Source organism: Sphingobium fuliginis, from assembly GCF_004152845.1.
In the GTDB taxonomy this organism is placed as follows: Bacteria; Pseudomonadota; Alphaproteobacteria; order Sphingomonadales; family Sphingomonadaceae; genus Sphingobium; species Sphingobium fuliginis.
In genome coordinates this window covers 584,587-600,534 of record NZ_SEON01000002.1, presented here as the reverse complement: position 1 = coordinate 600,534, position 15,948 = coordinate 584,587, and the positions used below count along the sequence as shown (strand labels likewise).

11 protein-coding genes and 1 tRNA gene are annotated in these 15,948 nt (G+C 61.5%); 7 read left to right on the top strand and 5 right to left on the bottom strand.

What is annotated here, in order from left to right; all coding sequences use genetic code 11:
• Positions 1 to 64 precede the first annotated feature (64 nt).
• Complete coding sequence (locus tag EWH10_RS07620) at positions 65 to 1,381, bottom strand: acetyl-CoA hydrolase/transferase family protein (protein WP_065846231.1); 1,317 nt, start codon at positions 1,379 to 1,381, stop codon at positions 65 to 67.
• Between the two features lie 113 nt (positions 1,382 to 1,494).
• Entirely contained in the window at positions 1,495 to 2,568 is a 1,074-nt protein-coding gene (locus tag EWH10_RS07615; RefSeq protein ID WP_065846232.1) for a phytase, read from the bottom strand.
• A gap of 180 nt (positions 2,569 to 2,748) precedes the next feature.
• Here EWH10_RS07615 and EWH10_RS07610 point away from each other — a divergent pair, with 180 nt between their 5' ends.
• Complete coding sequence (locus tag EWH10_RS07610; protein WP_065846233.1) at positions 2,749 to 5,550, top strand: TonB-dependent receptor; 2,802 nt, start codon at positions 2,749 to 2,751, stop codon at positions 5,548 to 5,550.
• A gap of 87 nt (positions 5,551 to 5,637) precedes the next feature.
• Here EWH10_RS07610 and EWH10_RS07605 read toward each other — a convergent pair whose 3' ends face one another.
• The 3 genes from EWH10_RS07605 to hspQ all read right to left on the bottom strand — a co-directional run bounded on the left by EWH10_RS07605 (position 5,638) and on the right by hspQ (position 8,800).
• Positions 5,638 to 7,575 carry an OPT family oligopeptide transporter gene (locus EWH10_RS07605; RefSeq protein ID WP_371873081.1) on the bottom strand — a complete coding sequence of 646 codons (1,938 nt, stop codon included), beginning with the start codon at positions 7,573 to 7,575 and terminating at the stop codon, positions 5,638 to 5,640.
• Between the two features lie 120 nt (positions 7,576 to 7,695).
• The gene (locus EWH10_RS07600; protein WP_044661426.1) at positions 7,696 to 8,472 is read right to left on the bottom strand and encodes a GDSL-type esterase/lipase family protein; all 777 of its coding nucleotides are present in this window, start codon (positions 8,470 to 8,472) and stop codon (positions 7,696 to 7,698) included.
• Positions 8,429 to 8,800, bottom strand: a complete 372-nt coding sequence (gene hspQ / locus EWH10_RS07595; protein ID WP_025549362.1) for a heat shock protein HspQ — start codon at positions 8,798 to 8,800, stop codon at positions 8,429 to 8,431. The genes EWH10_RS07600 and hspQ overlap by 44 nt, the downstream gene beginning before the upstream one ends.
• Positions 8,801 to 8,922: 122 nt before the next feature.
• Between hspQ and EWH10_RS07590 the strand changes: the two genes are divergently transcribed.
• The 6 genes from EWH10_RS07590 to brxC all read left to right on the top strand — a co-directional run bounded on the left by EWH10_RS07590 (position 8,923) and on the right by brxC (position 15,948).
• Positions 8,923 to 9,012, top strand: a tRNA-Ser gene (locus EWH10_RS07590).
• 153 nt (positions 9,013 to 9,165) lie between these two features.
• Positions 9,166 to 10,488 carry a tyrosine-type recombinase/integrase gene (locus tag EWH10_RS07585; RefSeq protein ID WP_130029934.1) on the top strand — a complete coding sequence of 441 codons (1,323 nt, stop codon included), beginning with the start codon at positions 9,166 to 9,168 and terminating at the stop codon, positions 10,486 to 10,488.
• A gap of 472 nt (positions 10,489 to 10,960) precedes the next feature.
• Positions 10,961 to 11,167 (top strand): methylation-associated defense system helix-turn-helix domain-containing protein MAD1, encoded by a 207-nt coding sequence (gene mads1 / locus EWH10_RS07575; RefSeq protein ID WP_130029933.1) that lies wholly within the window; start codon positions 10,961 to 10,963, stop codon positions 11,165 to 11,167.
• Complete coding sequence (locus EWH10_RS07570) at positions 11,164 to 11,982, top strand: hypothetical protein (RefSeq protein WP_130029932.1); 819 nt, start codon at positions 11,164 to 11,166, stop codon at positions 11,980 to 11,982. Before mads1 ends, EWH10_RS07570 begins: the two co-directional genes overlap by 4 nt.
• Positions 11,969 to 12,514: a DUF1788 domain-containing protein gene (locus tag EWH10_RS07565; RefSeq protein ID WP_130029931.1), complete on the top strand. Its 546-nt coding sequence runs from the start codon at positions 11,969 to 11,971 to the stop codon at positions 12,512 to 12,514. Before EWH10_RS07570 ends, EWH10_RS07565 begins: the two co-directional genes overlap by 14 nt.
• A gap of 11 nt (positions 12,515 to 12,525) precedes the next feature.
• Positions 12,526 to 15,948 carry a BREX system P-loop protein BrxC gene (gene brxC, locus EWH10_RS07560; protein WP_130029930.1) on the top strand — a complete coding sequence of 1,141 codons (3,423 nt, stop codon included), beginning with the start codon at positions 12,526 to 12,528 and terminating at the stop codon, positions 15,946 to 15,948.

The following is a 15,948-nucleotide window of genomic DNA, read 5'->3' as shown; positions in this document are numbered from 1 at the left end:
GGGGCGGTGGAGCGATCCACCGCCTTTTTTTGGTCCTCTCCATCTTTCGATGGGGAGGAATTTCTTACAGCAACCGCCGCTCGAACGCGCCGCGTTCCAGTTCCTCCCGGAAATCGGGATGGGCGATCCCGATCAGCGCGCGGGCGCGTTCCGACAGCGTCTTGCCCTTCAGGTCGACCCAGCCATGTTCGGTGACGACGATGTGGGTGTCGGTGCGCGGCGTCGTGACGGGGCCGTCGAGCCAGGGCACGATCCGCGAGACCGTCCCCTTCGCCGCTGTCGAGTGGCAGGCGATGATCGACCGGCCGCCCTTCGACGCATAGGCGCCGCGCACGAAATCGAGCTGGCCGCCGGTGCCGCTATATTGGCGGCCGTTCATATATTCGGAGTTGCAGGCGCCGCTGAGGTCCACCTGAATCGTGGCGTTGACTGAAATCACCCTGTCGTTCTGCGCGATGATGTGCGGCGCGTTCACATGCTCGACCGGATGCGCCTCCAGCGCCGGATTGTCGTGCAGGAAGTCGTAAAGGCCCTGGTCGCCCATGGCGAAGGTGAAGACCGAGCGGCCGGGATGGATTTTCTTGCCGCTGTTGTCGACCACGCCGGCCTTGATCAGGCCGACGAGGCCGGGCGTGAGCAGTTCGGTATGGATGCCGAGGTTCCGATGATCCATCAACGCGGCGCAGACCGCGTCCGGCACGGCGCCGATGCCCATTTGCAGGCAGGCGCCGTCCTCCACCATGCCGGCGATGATCGCGCCGATGGCATCGTCATTGGGCGTGCGCGGAAGGGGCGGGATCTGCGCCAGGGGGACATGGTTTTCCACGATGGCCGTGACCGCCGAGAGCGGAATTTTGCAGTCGCCATGGACATAGGGCATGGCGGGATTGACCTCCACGATCAGCCGCGCGCCGCTGCGCGCGACCATCAGTGCGTAATCGGTGTTGGTGCCCAGGCTGAAGCAGCCGTCGGCATCCATGGGCGAAACGGTGACGAACAGCGTATCGACGCGCAGATGCTCGGTCAGGATGCGCGGTATCTGGTGGAATTGCACAGGAAGGGTTTCGACCAGGCCTTGCGCGCTGCCGGCGCGCAGGGCGTCGTTCCCCCGTTCGACGCCACCGTGGAACAGGCTGACATGGCGGATGCGGTCGTGAAGGTCGGGCGCGAGGATGGACTCGCTGGCCGCGGCGCAGGCGAGCATGCAGTAAAGCGTGCCGCCGGTGAGATCGCCCGAGCGGACGCGGACGGCCAGCGCATCCATCAGCGCGGGCGGGTAGCTGACGCCGAGACCGACGACCATCTTCGCGCCGTCCGGGGCCAGTGCGGCCGCCTCAGCCGCCGACATGGTCCTGGCGCGATATTTTTCTGTGATGGGCATCCTTCTCTCCCCGGCTTTCGGGGGATTGTCGCGCCGTTGGCGCGGGAGTGCAATGGCGACGAAAGTAGGGGGGCGTCTTGCTTGCACGCCCCCTGCGCAAGCCGGGGAAGCTTTCAGCGGGCGAGGCCGAGCGCCCGGACGATGTCGTCCCATGCGACCAGCTTGAAATTCTGGGCCGCGGTTGCATTGTGGCCGTCCTGCGCCACGAACAGCCCGCCGGGATAGTCCGGCCCGAAATCGCCCAGCATCAGGTCGATGCCGTCGGTTTCCTCCGACCCGCCTATGGCGCCGTCGACCACGCGGAAGCGGCCGGCATAGCTGTGGTCGCTCAGGCGATAGGCGACATAGGCATTGTCCCCCTGGCTGGAGACGAGGACATAGCCGTCCTTCTCGCCCATCGGCGCGATGGCGACGCCTTCGGCATCCATGACGAGGTTCCTGCCGTCCGCCGCGGCGATCCTGGCGGGCGTCGCGGACCCGCCGGCGCGGGCATCGAAGCGCCAGAGGCCGACATCCTCCTCCGCCACATAGGCCATGCCGGTGCGGTCATCCACCGCGCAGCCCTCCGCCTGGGAGCCAAGCTTCAAGGTCCGGACGATGCTGCCCCTGGGCGTGGCGTCGGACATGTCGAGCGCGACCTGGTTCACCGTGCCGTCCTTCAGCACGACGAAGGCGTAGGTCGCACTCGCCGCGCGATAGAGGCAGACGCCATAGGCTTCGCCCCGCCCGGCATCGACCTTGCCGAGCGCCGAGAGTTTCGCGGTGGCGGGATCGAGGCGGAACAGGGCCAGCTTCGCATGGGCAAGGTCGTTGCGATCGCTGGCGGCCACCAATATACCGCTTTGACCGGCGATCCCCACACCGTCCCGCAGGTCGACATTGTTGACCCGGCCCGCGTCGAGAAAGTCGCGGGTCTTGCCGTCCAGCCCATAGACATAGAGCCCCGCCTTCTTGTCGGTGCCCACGATCAGGCTTTGCCCTGGATCGGCGGCGTTGCGCCAGATCGCCGGATCGTCCGCCGCGTCGGCATTGGGGGTGCCGACGGGGGCGGTTTCCCCGCGCGCGGTGACGGTCGCGGCTGGAGTGGCGTTGGCGATGCGCTGGGCCAGCGGGCTTTCGGGCGCTGGCGCGGCGCAAGCGGCGAGCAGAAGAGTCGCGCAAAGGACGACGGATAAAGGTCTCGTCATGAAGTTCCCCCGTTCGCGGCGCCTCTTGGACGCGCTTCATGACGATGATGTGACAGGCCCAGCCGGAATATCGCCCGGCATGTCACTGTTCTGTCACCATAATTTCACGCGATTGTATTCCCGCCGATCTAGGTGCCCCGCCAAGCCTATTCGACAAGGCCGTTCCAACAGGGGGATCATATGCAGCATAGTTTCATCCGGCGGCGCGCCGGCGTGCCGTCCGTTCGTCTGGCTCTGGCCTGCGGCATTGCCGGCTGGGCCCTGGCGTCGACCCAAGCCATGGCGCAGGTTCCTGCCGCGGAAGAGGATATGGGAGCGATCGTCGTCACCGGCACGCGCCCGATCGCTGAATCCGAAGCCGCCGCGCTGGAAATCCAGAAGAACTGGGACTCGCTGGTCACGGTCGCCGCATCCGATTCCGTGGGCCGCCTGCCCGACCAGAACATCGCCCAGGCCGCCAGCCGCCTGCCGGGCATCAGCGTCGAGCGCGACCAGGGTCAGGCCCGCTACATCAACCTGCGCGGCGCGCCCAAGACCTGGACCACCCTGTCGTTCGACGGCATCAATGTGGTGAGCCCGGAGGGCCGCGACGCCCGCTTCGATTCCATCCCGTCCGCCATTGCCGGCAAGATCATCGTGTCCAAGGCGGTGACGCCCGACATGCCGGGCGAGACGGTCGCGGGCAATGTGAACGTCATCACCCGTTCGGCCTTCGACTATGACGGCTTCCATCTGGCGGGGAAGGGCGGCCTTGGCTTTGCCGAACTGGGCGACAAGAAGGAATATGAAGGCGCGCTGGTCGTTTCCGACCGATTCCAGACGGGCATCGGCGAAATCGGCGTGCTGCTGTCGGGCAGCTATTATGAGCGCAACATGGTCACGGACAATTTCGAGACCGACTATGAGCGGGTATCGCAGGACCAGCGCCCCGGCAACGCCACCCGCTTCTGGGCGCATGAGGCGGAGAACAAGCTGTACCGCCTGACCCGCAAGAACTGGTCGGTTTCAGGCCGGGTCGACTGGAAACCGGACGAGGCCAACAGCATTTCGCTGCGGTCGGTCTATACCATCTTCACCGACGATGAAGCGCGGGACAATTACCGCTTCGACCTGGACGACCGCCAGTCGGACCTGTCGAACGGCTCGGCCGCCTGCCCGACCGCGGTGAACACCACGCCGACCACCACCGGCTATGCGGATGTCTGCATCGGCAACACGCCGCAGAAGGGCACGATCTATGGCATCGACATCCGCCAGCGCTCGACCCTGCGCGCTTTCCGCCAGTCGATCTTCACCAACACGCTGGCGGGCGATCATGAATTTGCCGATGGCTGGAAGCTGAGCTGGGTCGGCAACTACACCGAATCCAAGGACGACCGATCGATCGTCGGCGAAGCGACCTGGGACAGCCCCAGCACGCGCACGCTGCGGCCGACCGTGGCCTATGACTTCAGCGATCCCAATCTTTCGCGCCTGACGCTCTATCGCACGCTGCAACTCGCCAGCCCGACGCGCTACACGGCGGGCGCGCAGGTCACGGCGGTCGACGATTTCACCAAGCCGCTTTCAGGCTTCACCGTCCTCGACGCGGTGGACACGACCAAGGCCTATACCGGCCGCCTGGTTGTGGCGCGCGAGCTGGAGCATGCGACATTGAAGGCGGGGTTCCAGTATGACCGCCGCACCAAGACCGCCGACGAGCAGCAGATCACGCTGAATGCGGCGCAGGCCGCGACCGTCCTGCCGACCGACTACAATCAGTTCTCGATCGACCAGAAGTTCCTGGGCAAGATCCCCATGGGCTACACCTTCCGCTATTTCGATACCGACAAGATGCGGGCGGCTTCCGAAGCGGCGCAGGCGGCTTATGCCTTCGCACCCAACACCGGAAACAACTACAGGGTACGGGAAGAGGTGCTCGCCGGCTTCCTGATGGGCACTGTCCACTACGACTGGGGCTCGGTCGTGGGCGGCGTGCGTGTCGAGCATGTCAAGAACCATGGCTTTGCGATCGCCACGGTCACGCCTGTCAGCGGACCGGCGGTTTCCACGCCGGAAACGCGGGAATCCAGCCAGACGCTGGCATTCCCCAGCCTGCACATCAATTACAATATCGACGACAGCAAGAAGCTGCGCTTCTCCTTCAACAGCGGTGCGGCGCGCGCCGATTACGATCAGATGCGGCCGAACTTCGTCGTGAACGACAGCGACCGCGTGATTTCGGGCGGCAACCCCGATGTGAAGCCGGAACGGGCCTATGGCGTCGATACCTATTTCGAATGGTATGTGAAGCCTCAGGGCTATTTGATGGTCGGCCTGTTCTACAAGCATGTCGAGGACGTGCTGTATAATCAGCGGCGCACCTATGGCCTGACCGACCTCAATTCCGGCGGGATCGACCGCTCCGACTATGGCTATACCCGTATCGCCAATGGCGGTTCGGGCCGCATCTATGGCATGGAAGCCGCCGCGCAGTTCCAGCTCGAACCCTGGACGGAGAATCTGGGTCTTCCTTCCTTCATGGGCGGCTTCGGTATTTCGGCCAATCTTACCCTCAATGACAGCAAGGTCGAAAAGCCTGCCGTCGAGGGCATTCCGGCGCGCAAAGTGCGCCTGCCGGGCACATCGGACTTCGTCTACAATATCGGCGGATATTACGAGAAATACGGCCTGTCGATCCGCCTGCAATATCAGAACCGCAGCAAATGGCTGGACACGGTTTCCGATACGCTGGCGGACGCTGGCGACACTTATTGGGACTCGGACGACGAGCTGGATTTCTCGGCGCGCTATGCGATCACGAAGAATTTCGAGATTTACTTCGACGCCTCGAACCTGCTCAACCATCCCGGCCGCCGCTTCTCCGACCCAGGCAGCCTGCTGCGTGCCAGCGGCGTGCAGGCGCCCGACAGCAGCAACCAGACGATCGAGTGGGAACGCTTCGGCCGTCGCTATACGGGCGGCATCCGGTTCAACTTCTGATCCGGCGGAGGCTTGAGGGAGAGGGGGCTGCCTTGAGGCGGCCCCCCCTTATTCTGTCATCCCGGTTCCCATGGGCGGGGGTAAGCTTCACCCCAAGGGGGCACTCGCCCACCGCCGCAAGCGCGCATATAGCGCTGTGATGATGCCGAAGAAGGCAATCACCGAAAGCACCACGGCCCACGGATTTTCCCCCACAAGCGCCATGGGCGCGTCGCTGTCCGTCGCCGCGACGATCCCTGCGAAGGCGACACCGAACAGGCTTTCCCCGACGATGAAGCCGGTCGCCATCAGCACGCCCATGCGCTCGGCAAATTCGGGGTTGGACTGGCGCAGCGCCCAGCGATTGTAGAGATGCCCGATCACCGCGCCGACCGGGATCAGCAGGGTGAGCGCCATCGGCAGATAAATGCCCATGCCGACGGCCAGGGGCGGCAGGCGCAGCTTGCCCGCCTTGCCCAGCAGTTCGTCAATGGCGACCACCAGCACGCCGATGCCTGCGCCGAAGCCGATCAGGCCCCAGTCGAGATCGCCGCCCAGCACGCCCTTCGCCAGGGCGGAGATCAGCGCGGCCTGCGGGGCGGGGAGGGCGGTCGCCTTGGCGCCCGGCGCGCCCGCGAAGCCGAAGGCGCTGTTGAGCAGGTCCAGTACGGGCGGGATCACCAGCGCGCCGAAGATCACGCCCAGCACCAGCGCGATCTGCTGCTTCCACGGCGTCGCGCCGACAAGCTGGCCGGTCTTCAGGTCCTGGAGATTGTCGTTGGAAATGGTTGCGACGCCGAAGACGATGGCGGTCACGAACAGCGCATAGGCGATCAGCGCCTGCGCCTGTTTCGGATCGCCGCCCGATCCGTAGATCGCCGCCAGTATCAGCGAGGCGCCCAGCACCGCCAGAATGCCGACGCCGGAAATCGGGCTGTTCGACGCGCCGATCAGCCCCGCCATATAGCCGCAGACCGAGGCGATGACGATGCCTGCGACGAGGATATAGGCCAGCGTCAGCACGATGATCGGCATCGGGTTGGCCGCGATCGGCCCGCCCTGCGCGAAGATCCACAGCAGCACCGCGATCGGCAGCAGCGAAGCGATTATGGTGCCGCCGACGATGCCGATGGGAAGGTCGCGTTCCGTAAGGTCGAGCAGGCCGGCATTGCCCGATTTGCGGACCTTCGCCGCGGCCATGGCTGACCGGATGCCGCTGACGATCGGTCCCAATATCTTGAGCAGGGTCCAGATCGCCGCGATGCCGATGGTGCCGGCGCCGATGAAGCGCGCTTTCATCCGAAAGGTGGTGCCGACCAGATCGGCCAGATCGGCGCCGGCCGCGAGCGGCGCGGTGAGATAGGGGACAAGCCCGACCCAGCTGATCAGCAGGCCGAAGAACATGGCGATGCCGACCGACAGGCCGACCAGATGCCCGACGCCGATCAGCGCCATGGAAAAGCTGGTGGAGACGCTGGACGCGCCCGCGCCGAATTTGAAGAAGGTCGCGGCCTCCTCCGCGATCAGCTTCGTCTTGGCGAGGATGGCGAAGGCTGCGGCGGCGATCGAGCTGGCGACGATGGCGGCCAGGCCGCGCCTGTTCTCCTCCAGCCCCTCGCGCGATCCCGCGCCGACCTTCAGCACTTCGGCGGCAGCTACGCCCTCGGGATAGGGCAGGTCGGACCCCGTCACCAGCGCCCGGCGCAGCGGCACCGAATACATGACGCCCAATATGCCGCCCAGCGCGATGGTGAAGGCGCTCAGCCAATAGGGAAAACCCTGCCACCAGCCGATGATGACCAGGCCGGGCAGCACGAAGATGATGGCCGACAGGGTGCCCGCCGCCGACGCGATGGTCTGCACTATGTTGTTTTCAAGGATCGTGCCGGTCGCGAACAGCCGCAGCACGGCCATGGAAATGACGGCCGCGGGGATGGAGGTGGCGAAGGTCAGCCCGATCTTCAGGCCCAGATAGACGTTGGCCGCCGTGAACAGCAGGGTGATGAGCGCGCCCAATATGACGCCGCGAAGCGTCAGCTCCGCCATGGGGGCCGCCTTGGCCGAATCACTTGTCACTCGTCTGTCCCCTTGCCTGCGGCTGTTTTATCAGCGTCCGGTAATAATGTTGCTTGGCCTTGGATCAATCGGAAAGTGCGCGCAGAGGCGTCAGGAGGAGGCGCCGGGCTTCAGGTCGGCTGCGGCGGCGGCATCCAGATAGGCGTCGACCAGCCGCGTCCAGAGCGTGTAGCCGCGCGGGTTCATATGCAGCCCGTCGGGTCGGAACAGCGACGCATCGGGCAGGCCATCCGGGGCGAGCAGCACGCGACCGACATCCAGATAATCGAAGCGGCTCACCCGCGCCCGTGCCGCGACCGTCATGTTCACCGCGGCCATTTTCGGCCACAGCGTCCAGCGGATCGGGCTGGGCTTCAGGGACAGATAGGCGATATGCGCCTTGGGATAGTCGGATCGGAGTTGCCTGAGCAGGGTCAGGACGTTGTTCGCGACCTCGGCCGGGGTGGCGCCTGCTGCCAGGTCGTTTTCCCCGACATAGACGAGGATGGAGCGCGGCTTCGCCTTGGGCAGCAGGCGCTTGTAATAATGCAGCACATCCGGCGTGGTCGCGCCGCCGAAGCCCCGGTTGACGGTGCCGATGTCGGGGAAGCTGCCGCTTATGTCCCACAGGCGGATGCTGGAGCTGCCCAGGAACAGGGTGGCGTCGGTGATCGGGGGACCGGCCTCATTGGCCCTGGCGAATGCCTCGATCTCGCGCGAGAAGGGAAAGCTGGGGTCGGGATTGACCTTCAGCGCCGGCGCCTGCGTGGCGGCGTGCAGCAGGCCGCCGGACCCCAGCAGCAGGGCAAGGCCGATCAGCGCCCGGCCCGCCTTGAGGCCGCGCCTAGTGCCGATGCAGCGGGCGGAGCTGATATTTGCCGTTCGCATAGGTGCCGAACATGCCGGAAATGGCGGGATGGTCGACAGGTTCCTCACTGTCGTCCGCGACCAGATTCTGCTGGCTGACATAGGCGACATAGCTGCTTTCGCCATTTTCAGCGAGCAGATGGTAGAAGGGCTGATGCTTGTCCGGCCGGATGTCCTCGGGAATGGCCTGATACCATTCCTCGCTATTGGCGAAGACCGGATCGATGTCGAACACGACGCCACGAAAACCGAAGAGGCGGTGCTGCACCACGTCCCCGATGCTGAAGCGGGCGTGGACGATCGGCGGGGGGGTCACATCGGGTCCGAAAATCTGAATCATATCGTTCATATGACGCAATTTAGGATGCTTGCGGTGCGAAACAAGAAAAATGCTCGTCGCTGCTTGGCAAGGGTGAAATCATTCGCTAATGGCCGCCGCTCGACCGGAACGGCATGCGCCGGACCTTCTGCGGAGAGGTGGCAGAGTGGTCGAATGCACCGCACTCGAAATGCGGCGTGCCGGCAACGGTACCGAGGGTTCGAATCCCTCCCTCTCCGCCACTTAATCATCCAGCCGGATCCAAGGACGTCCAGAAAAGCCCGTATTAACGGGATTTTAGGTGATTCGCGTGTCCAAGCGCATCCAGCGATATCCAGCCCAAGCCAACGTCATCTGGGGGCATTTTGGGGGCATCGAATTGAGGATTTGGGGGCATGCTGACTGACGCGGCAATTCGCAAGGTGAAGCCTAGGGACAAGGACTACAAGCTGGCCGATTCCGGGGGGTTGTATCTGTTCGTAACGAAAGCCGGTCACCGCAGCTGGCGGCTCAAATACCGTTTCGCAGATAAAGAGAAGCGCCTCGTGTTGGGCAGCTACCCCGATTTGTCGTTGGCCGAGGCTAGGGGCATGCGGGATGACGCCAAACGGATGTTACGGGACGGCCGCGATCCGGTGATGGAGGCGAAGAAGCGCAAGCTCGCCAACGTGGCTCAGATGGAGAACACTTTCGAGAAGGTGGGCAGGCAGTGGTATGCCGATCAAGTAGCTCGCTGGAAGCCTGTGCATGCGGCCGATGTCATCACCAGTCTGGAGCGAGATATTTTTCCTGTCATTGGAGGGCTTCCAATAACCGACATCGACGAGCCCCTTCTCCTCGCCACACTTAAAAAAGTTGAAGCGCGAGGGTCCATCGAGACATCTCATCGCTTGCTGCAGCGGTGTTCAGCGATATTCAAATATGGCAAGGGTCTCGGTGCGTGCCGCGAGAACCCTGCCGCTGATATGAAGGTCAGCCTAAAGGCCGTTCCCCCTGCGCGCAGGTGGCCCGCGCTGACGGAGATGGACGAGATTCAGGCGCTAATTCGTGCCGTTGATTGCTCGGCCTCCCACCCGATTACCCGGCTCGCATCAAGAATGATGGCGCTGACCGCTCAGCGACCAGGGATGATTCGAACCGCGCCGTGGAGCGAATTCGAAGGCATCGATTGGAATAAGCCAGATGAGCTTGCGGATAGGCCGCTGTGGCGTATCCCGGCTGCCCGCATCAAGCTCATGCTGGCACTCCGTGAAGATGAGGTGTTCGAGCATATTGTCCCGCTTTCGCACCAAGCTGTAGAGGTTCTGCGTGTCGCCCGTCTTCTTTCGGGTCGCGGCCCCTTGGCGTTTCCTGGGGCGCGCAGCGGCTTGGAACCGTTGAGTGAAAATGCCGTCGGATATTTGTACAATCGGATCGGCTTTAAGGGGCGGCACGTTCCGCATGGATGGCGTTCGTCCTTTTCAACTACGATGAATGGCTTGGTAGAGCGATCGCATCCCGGTTCGGATCGCCTCCTGATCGATCGGCTCATTATTGACTTAATGCTGGCCCATATTCCGGCTGGGATGTCCGGCAGCGAGCTGATCTACAACCGTGCCGCATATATGGAGCGGAGGAGGGAATTGTCACAGCAGTGGGCTGATATGATCATGCAGAATCAGATTTTGGCAACCGACCTCTTGAAAGGGCCGCGAAGGGCAAGATCTAATACTCGGTGATGCTCGGTCAGTCTCGCCTTTCAGTGGGATCTCGGGATTTGGGCTGATGATAAGCTGTGTGAAATCGTTCTGCTCGCGATGCGCTGGTCATTTTTAATAATCATAGAATATTTTAGCGGAGGGTTACGCGATAGGTCCAAAGTGACCGACGAGATTTTGCCTATCCGGGAAGTTGCCATCTTTCTGAAGGTGACAGAGCGTACGATTTTTAGGCTTGCAGCGGAGGGCCACATCCCCTCGTCTAAAGGTGGGCGGCTCATTGCGCTTCCGGCGAACAGACCTTTTCCAGTGATGAAGGATCATCACCGGTGGGCAAGATCCTGCAAACAAACTCGTAATTCCTTCGCCGTCCTGAGCAATCCAACCTCATCAACCAAATGCCAGCGTTTGCCTGATAGCATCCGATCTCTACTGGCATCCTTTGCCAAGATCTGCCATCCGCTAGAGTTCCCGATAGCCTGAGGGGCTCGTTATGCCCGATGAGATTATGACACTGCCCGAGGTCGCCAATTTGCTGAAGATCGCGGAAAAAACTGTCTACACCATGTCCCAAAGGTCAGAAATTCCTGCTTTCAAGGTCCGGGGTCAATGGCGGTTTAAGCGATCGGATATTGATGATTGGATCGAATCGCAGAAGTCGGCGGCAGGCAATGGACCTACGCAGCAAGGTGGTTCATGACGGACCGGACGCCAAATCCGAACTGGATGGGGCCGGCCTGCAAACCTGATGCTGCTGTAGCTTTCGGGATGCGTTTGGCCGGTGGCGGTGCGCATCAATCCAAGACGATGATGTTTGACGAACTTGATCTGCTCCTGGGTACAGGATTGCAATCGGCGACGGAACTGGCGCACGCCGTGATCGAGGACAATGTCCTAGGAAAAAGCACCAAAAACTCCCGCGGTCTAACCTACCGGCATATGGTGTCGCTTTATGGTTTGAATGCCCAGCCGGCACTCAGCAAGGTGCTCATGAGGCTGTGGACGGAAGACCTTGCCGGCCGCCGATTGAATTGTCTTCTAGTGGCCTTAGCTCGAGACCCGCTTCTTCGGGACAGCGCACCTGTAGTTCTTGAAACTCCCAAAGGGACCCAGCTTTACCGTCAGCAGGTTGAAACTGCCTTCAACGCGGCACACCCTGATCGAATGAGCGAGAAGATGGTGCGTTCGCTTGCCCAGAATTGCAACGCAAGCTGGACACAAAGCGGCCACCTCGAAGGCAGGGCGAAGAAAATACGTCGCCGTGTGTCTCCTACGCCGTCAAATGCGGCGCTGGCGGCCTTGATAGCGTCCGCATGCGGTTTTGGCGGACCATCAATTTTGTCGTCGATTTGGCTCCAAGTTTTGGACTTAACGCCAGACCAAGCTTTGGACCAGTTGCGGAGAGCTGAAGGCCTAGGATTGGCAAAGATACGTGCAGCCGGTGACGTAACCGAAATATTAGTTCGCCAGGCTATGGCGACGACTTTAGGGGTGCCGGAACTTGAACACATTTGACGACATTCTCGCTGCATACACCCGGCAGGTGCAGCTACCATGGGCAACCGATATCGCCCCGGCAGAGCGGATCTGGCTCGTCTGGTACGAAAAAGCCCTCCAGCGCCGATTCACAGGTCGCATCGGCGAATTCGAGCATGCGACTCTCAAAGCTGGTCATGGCTGGCGTCATATCAACCTGTCTAAATGGTTCGGACAGTGGATCGCCCAGCATGAGTTTTTTGATGCCTTGGTCGAGCAACCCAAGGAGCTCCGCGGGCTTCTTCCAGACATTGAGGACGCAGTAATCGCTGAGCTGCAGCAGGCTTTGAAGGCCTGCTCACCGAATGATGTCCTAGCCGTTGATGGATGCGGGGCGCTGTTTGGCGTCGCCCGCGTTTCCACCCTGATTAGCCGGATAGCGGACGCTGTACCCGGTCGCCTTGTCATCGGCTTTCCAGGCAAACATTCAGGCGGGGTCTACCGCCTGCTCGATGCCAGAGATGGCTGGAACTATCATGCGATCCCAATTCCCCCGGACAGTGCACTGTGAGGCAGCCATCAATGCTTAACCGCGAGACTTTTTATACTGATCCGTCTGTCTACCAGCTGGCAAATCAGGGCGTCGCGAAGATTTCGTTCCCGCCCGCTCCTGAGGCGCTGGACACATTGCGTGGTGAGCTATCAACATTCGTCTGTGATGGCGCCTACGCTAATGGCCTAGCCCGAATCCTTGAGGCTTTCCTAGGCTCGATCGGCAAGGGCAGTGGCGCGCCAGCAGTCTGGATCTCAGGGTTCTATGGCTCCGGCAAATCACACCTGGCAAGCATGCTGGCTTCGCTTTGGACAAACCTTGAGTTTTCCGACGGCGCAACAGCAGAAGGACTTATTCCACACCTACCTCCCGAGGTGTCCGCCCCTTTGAAAGAACTCCGGATCGCCGCCAAGCGCGCCGGGGGCGTGGTCGCTGCGGGGGACACCCTAGGTACCGGGCCGTCTGATCCTGCCGAAGCAACACTTGGCATCATTCTTCGCGCGGTTGGGTTGCCTAGCGATCCCCGTGCAGCACAGGTTGCGCTCTGGCTCGCGGGCCTCGATATCCTGGACCAAGTCCGAGAAGATCTCGGCGATAAATTTCTGACGGACATACGAAACTTCATCCTGTCCCCGCGATTTAGCGCAGCTGTTTTGAAGGCAAAACCAGAGCTGGCCAGCTCACCACAGGAGCTAAGCCGCCACCTGCAGTCACAGTTCCCAGAGCCTCCGCCCGTAACGGTAGACTTGCTAGAAACGGTGGCACGCCAAGCGCTTATGCTTGGCCGAACGGAACTGCCGTTGACGCTCGTCGTGCTTGACGAGGTTCAGCAATTTATCCGCCAGGACCCCAGTCTAACTCTCAAGATTCAAACAATCGCCGAGAGATTGGCGGGTCGCTTTGATGGCCGAGTTCTTCTTGTTGCAACGGGCCAGCAGGCCTTGAGCGACGTACAAAACCTACAAAAATTGCTTGATCGATTTCCAGTCCAGATCGCGCTCGGAGAGGCTGATGTGGACTCGGTTATCCGAAAGACGGTCTTGCGCAAAAAGGCAGGTGCTGAGCCACTCGTTCGCAAGATGCTTAGCGAGAATGCCGGTGAAATCAGTCGGCAGCTTCGGGGTAGCCGTCTCGCGCATACTATGCAGGACGATGATGACGCTGTCCTGGATTGGCCGCTGTTGCCGGCTCGCCGTCGAGTTTGGGAACGGATATTGCGCGAGCTTGACCGGACCGGCCTGGGCGGCACTTTGCGCGGCCAGCTCCGTACGACGCTGGATGCGGCCAAAACATATGGAGAAAAGCCGCTCGGCTATGCCGTGCCTGTTGATTTTCTCTACGGACGTTTTGCTACGGAAGCCTACAATGCCGGCCTCCTGCCGGATGAGACACGGAATCGGATTGAGGCCCTGAAGGGCGGAGATGAGGCCGATCAGCTGAACGCTCGCATCTTGATGCTGGTTTATATGCTCGGCCGCATCGCTCCGGAAGCAGATCAGCACGGTGTTCGTGCCCAGCCGGAAACGATTGCCGATCTCTTGATCGTTGATCTGAGCGGAGAGGCCGAACTGCGCCGCCGTGTGCCAGAGCTATTGAACGAGCTCCAAAGAGATGGTGCCATAATTGAAGTCGGAGGCGAGTGGCGGCTCCAAACCAAAGAAAGTGCCGAATGGGAAGCTGCCTATCGCAGTGAAGAGAAGACCATCCTGGCTGATCAATCAGCACTCGCTCGTACACGACGTGATTTGCTTGGAGAGGCCATCGAGGTGGCATTGTCCGGTGCGGCAAGCGTACCCCACGGGGCTAGTCGTCAACAGCGGCGCATCCATCGTTTACAGCCCGAAGATAAGGCTCCTAGTGATGGCATCGAACTGCGCCTACGAAATGGTTGGAGTGAAGATCTCACCGCCGTTGAGAAGGTCATTGCCGCTGCGCCAACGACCGATGCGAGCGTCCACCTTCTCATCCCGCGCCATCCAATACGTGACAATGAGCTGACCACGGCGCTTACGACCTGGCGCGCTTCAGAGCACGTCTTGCAGCTTCGCGGTGTGCCTCAGACGGATGCCGGCCGTGAGGCGCAGTCGGCTATGCATTCCAGGTCTAATAAAGCCCACGCAGCGGCAAAGGAAATTATCCGAGACGCTGTGACACAAGCCCGCGTTTTCCAGGCTGGCGGCAAGCTTATCAATGGATCCCCAGCTGACGCGGTAAAGGAAGCAGCGACCAATGCGCTGGCGCGCCTTTATCCTCAGTTCGCTGATGGTGACCATGCAGGATGGGACAAGGTTCGCGAGCGCGCCGTACGCAAGGATCCGGACGCTATGAAGGCCGTGGATCATAACGGCGCGCCGGAAAGTCATCCTGTTTGTAAGGCGCTGCTTGCTGACCTTGGTCCCGGCCGCAAAGGTGCCGATTTGCGGACTAAATTCACCAGCCCTCCTTATGGCTGGTCACAGGATACGGTGGATGGCGCGCTTATCGCTTTGGCTAACGCCGGCCTACTACGTGTGACGGGCGATGACGGAAAGCCAGCTTCGCTGCCCGATCTCCCTCGACAGAAGCTAGGAACCTGCACGTTCCGGGCTGAAACAACGATCATCACCATCGCGCAGCGTATGCCGGTCCGAGGCCTCCTGACCGATGCGAAGGTGCCGTTTGAAAACAATCAGGAGCAGCTGGCGCTATCCGCCCTACTTGATCGGCTCGAGAGCGCAGCGCGGCTCGCGGGTGGCGATGCTCCCGCTCCAGAAGCAGAAATTGTTCCAAATCTCGGCACTTATAAAGGTTTGTCGGGCAATGACCTGTTGGCCGCACTTGCAATTGATGCAACGGTTTTGCGCGACAAGCTGAAGGTATGGAAGGCCGCTGAGGAGAAGATTTCAGCTCGCCTCCCTAATTGGCGGCTCGCCGAACGCCTTGTCCGCCTTGGCGCCAAGGACCAGGAGGCGGATTTGGAGATCATCCGTTCTGGTCGCAACCTCTTGGCTGATCCCGATCCTGTACCTCCCTTGATTGCCGCGGCATCCGATGCGCTGCGTACTCAATTAAACGCTTCTCATGCTGCCTGGGAGGCGGCCTGGGCAAAAGGAGATGAGCGCTTAGGTAACGATCCGACTTGGGCGAAGCTAACCCCGGAACAAAAGCACAGCATTCGCCAGGATAGCGGGCTCATGCTGGTTGAGAAGCCTTCGGTCGATACGCCACAGGCGATCGCCGACACCCTGACTCGGCGCGGATTCTCTGAGTGGGAGAACATGACTAAGGCGCTTCCTGCACGCATTGATGATGCGCTGGCGGCAGCAGCCGCACTGCTGGAACCCAAGGCACGCACTGTGCCACTGCCTGGGGCAATGCTGAAGTCGGAAACCGAGATCGATGATTGGCTGGCAAAAGTCCGCGCCGCCATCGTTGTGGCGCTCGCTGATGGTCCTGTAATTCCGAAGGTATGA

What these genes read in the sequence shown, in the direction of transcription:
- EWH10_RS07620 (WP_065846231.1), bottom strand. Translation starts at nt 1,381, where the DNA reads ATGCCCATCACAGAAAAATATCGCGCCAGGACCATGTCGGCGGCTGAG.
- EWH10_RS07615 (WP_065846232.1), bottom strand. Translation starts at nt 2,568, where the DNA reads ATGACGAGACCTTTATCCGTCGTCCTTTGCGCGACTCTTCTGCTCGCC.
- EWH10_RS07610 (WP_065846233.1), top strand. Translation starts at nt 2,749, where the DNA reads ATGCAGCATAGTTTCATCCGGCGGCGCGCCGGCGTGCCGTCCGTTCGT.
- EWH10_RS07605 (WP_371873081.1), bottom strand. Translation starts at nt 7,575, where the DNA reads ATGGCGGAGCTGACGCTTCGCGGCGTCATATTGGGCGCGCTCATCACC.
- EWH10_RS07600 (WP_044661426.1), bottom strand. Translation starts at nt 8,472, where the DNA reads ATGCGAACGGCAAATATCAGCTCCGCCCGCTGCATCGGCACTAGGCGC.
- hspQ (WP_025549362.1), bottom strand. Translation starts at nt 8,800, where the DNA reads ATGAACGATATGATTCAGATTTTCGGACCCGATGTGACCCCCCCGCCG.
- EWH10_RS07585 (WP_130029934.1), top strand. Translation starts at nt 9,166, where the DNA reads ATGCTGACTGACGCGGCAATTCGCAAGGTGAAGCCTAGGGACAAGGAC.
- mads1 (WP_130029933.1), top strand. Translation starts at nt 10,961, where the DNA reads ATGCCCGATGAGATTATGACACTGCCCGAGGTCGCCAATTTGCTGAAG.
- EWH10_RS07570 (WP_130029932.1), top strand. Translation starts at nt 11,164, where the DNA reads ATGACGGACCGGACGCCAAATCCGAACTGGATGGGGCCGGCCTGCAAA.
- brxC (WP_130029930.1), top strand. Translation starts at nt 12,526, where the DNA reads ATGCTTAACCGCGAGACTTTTTATACTGATCCGTCTGTCTACCAGCTG.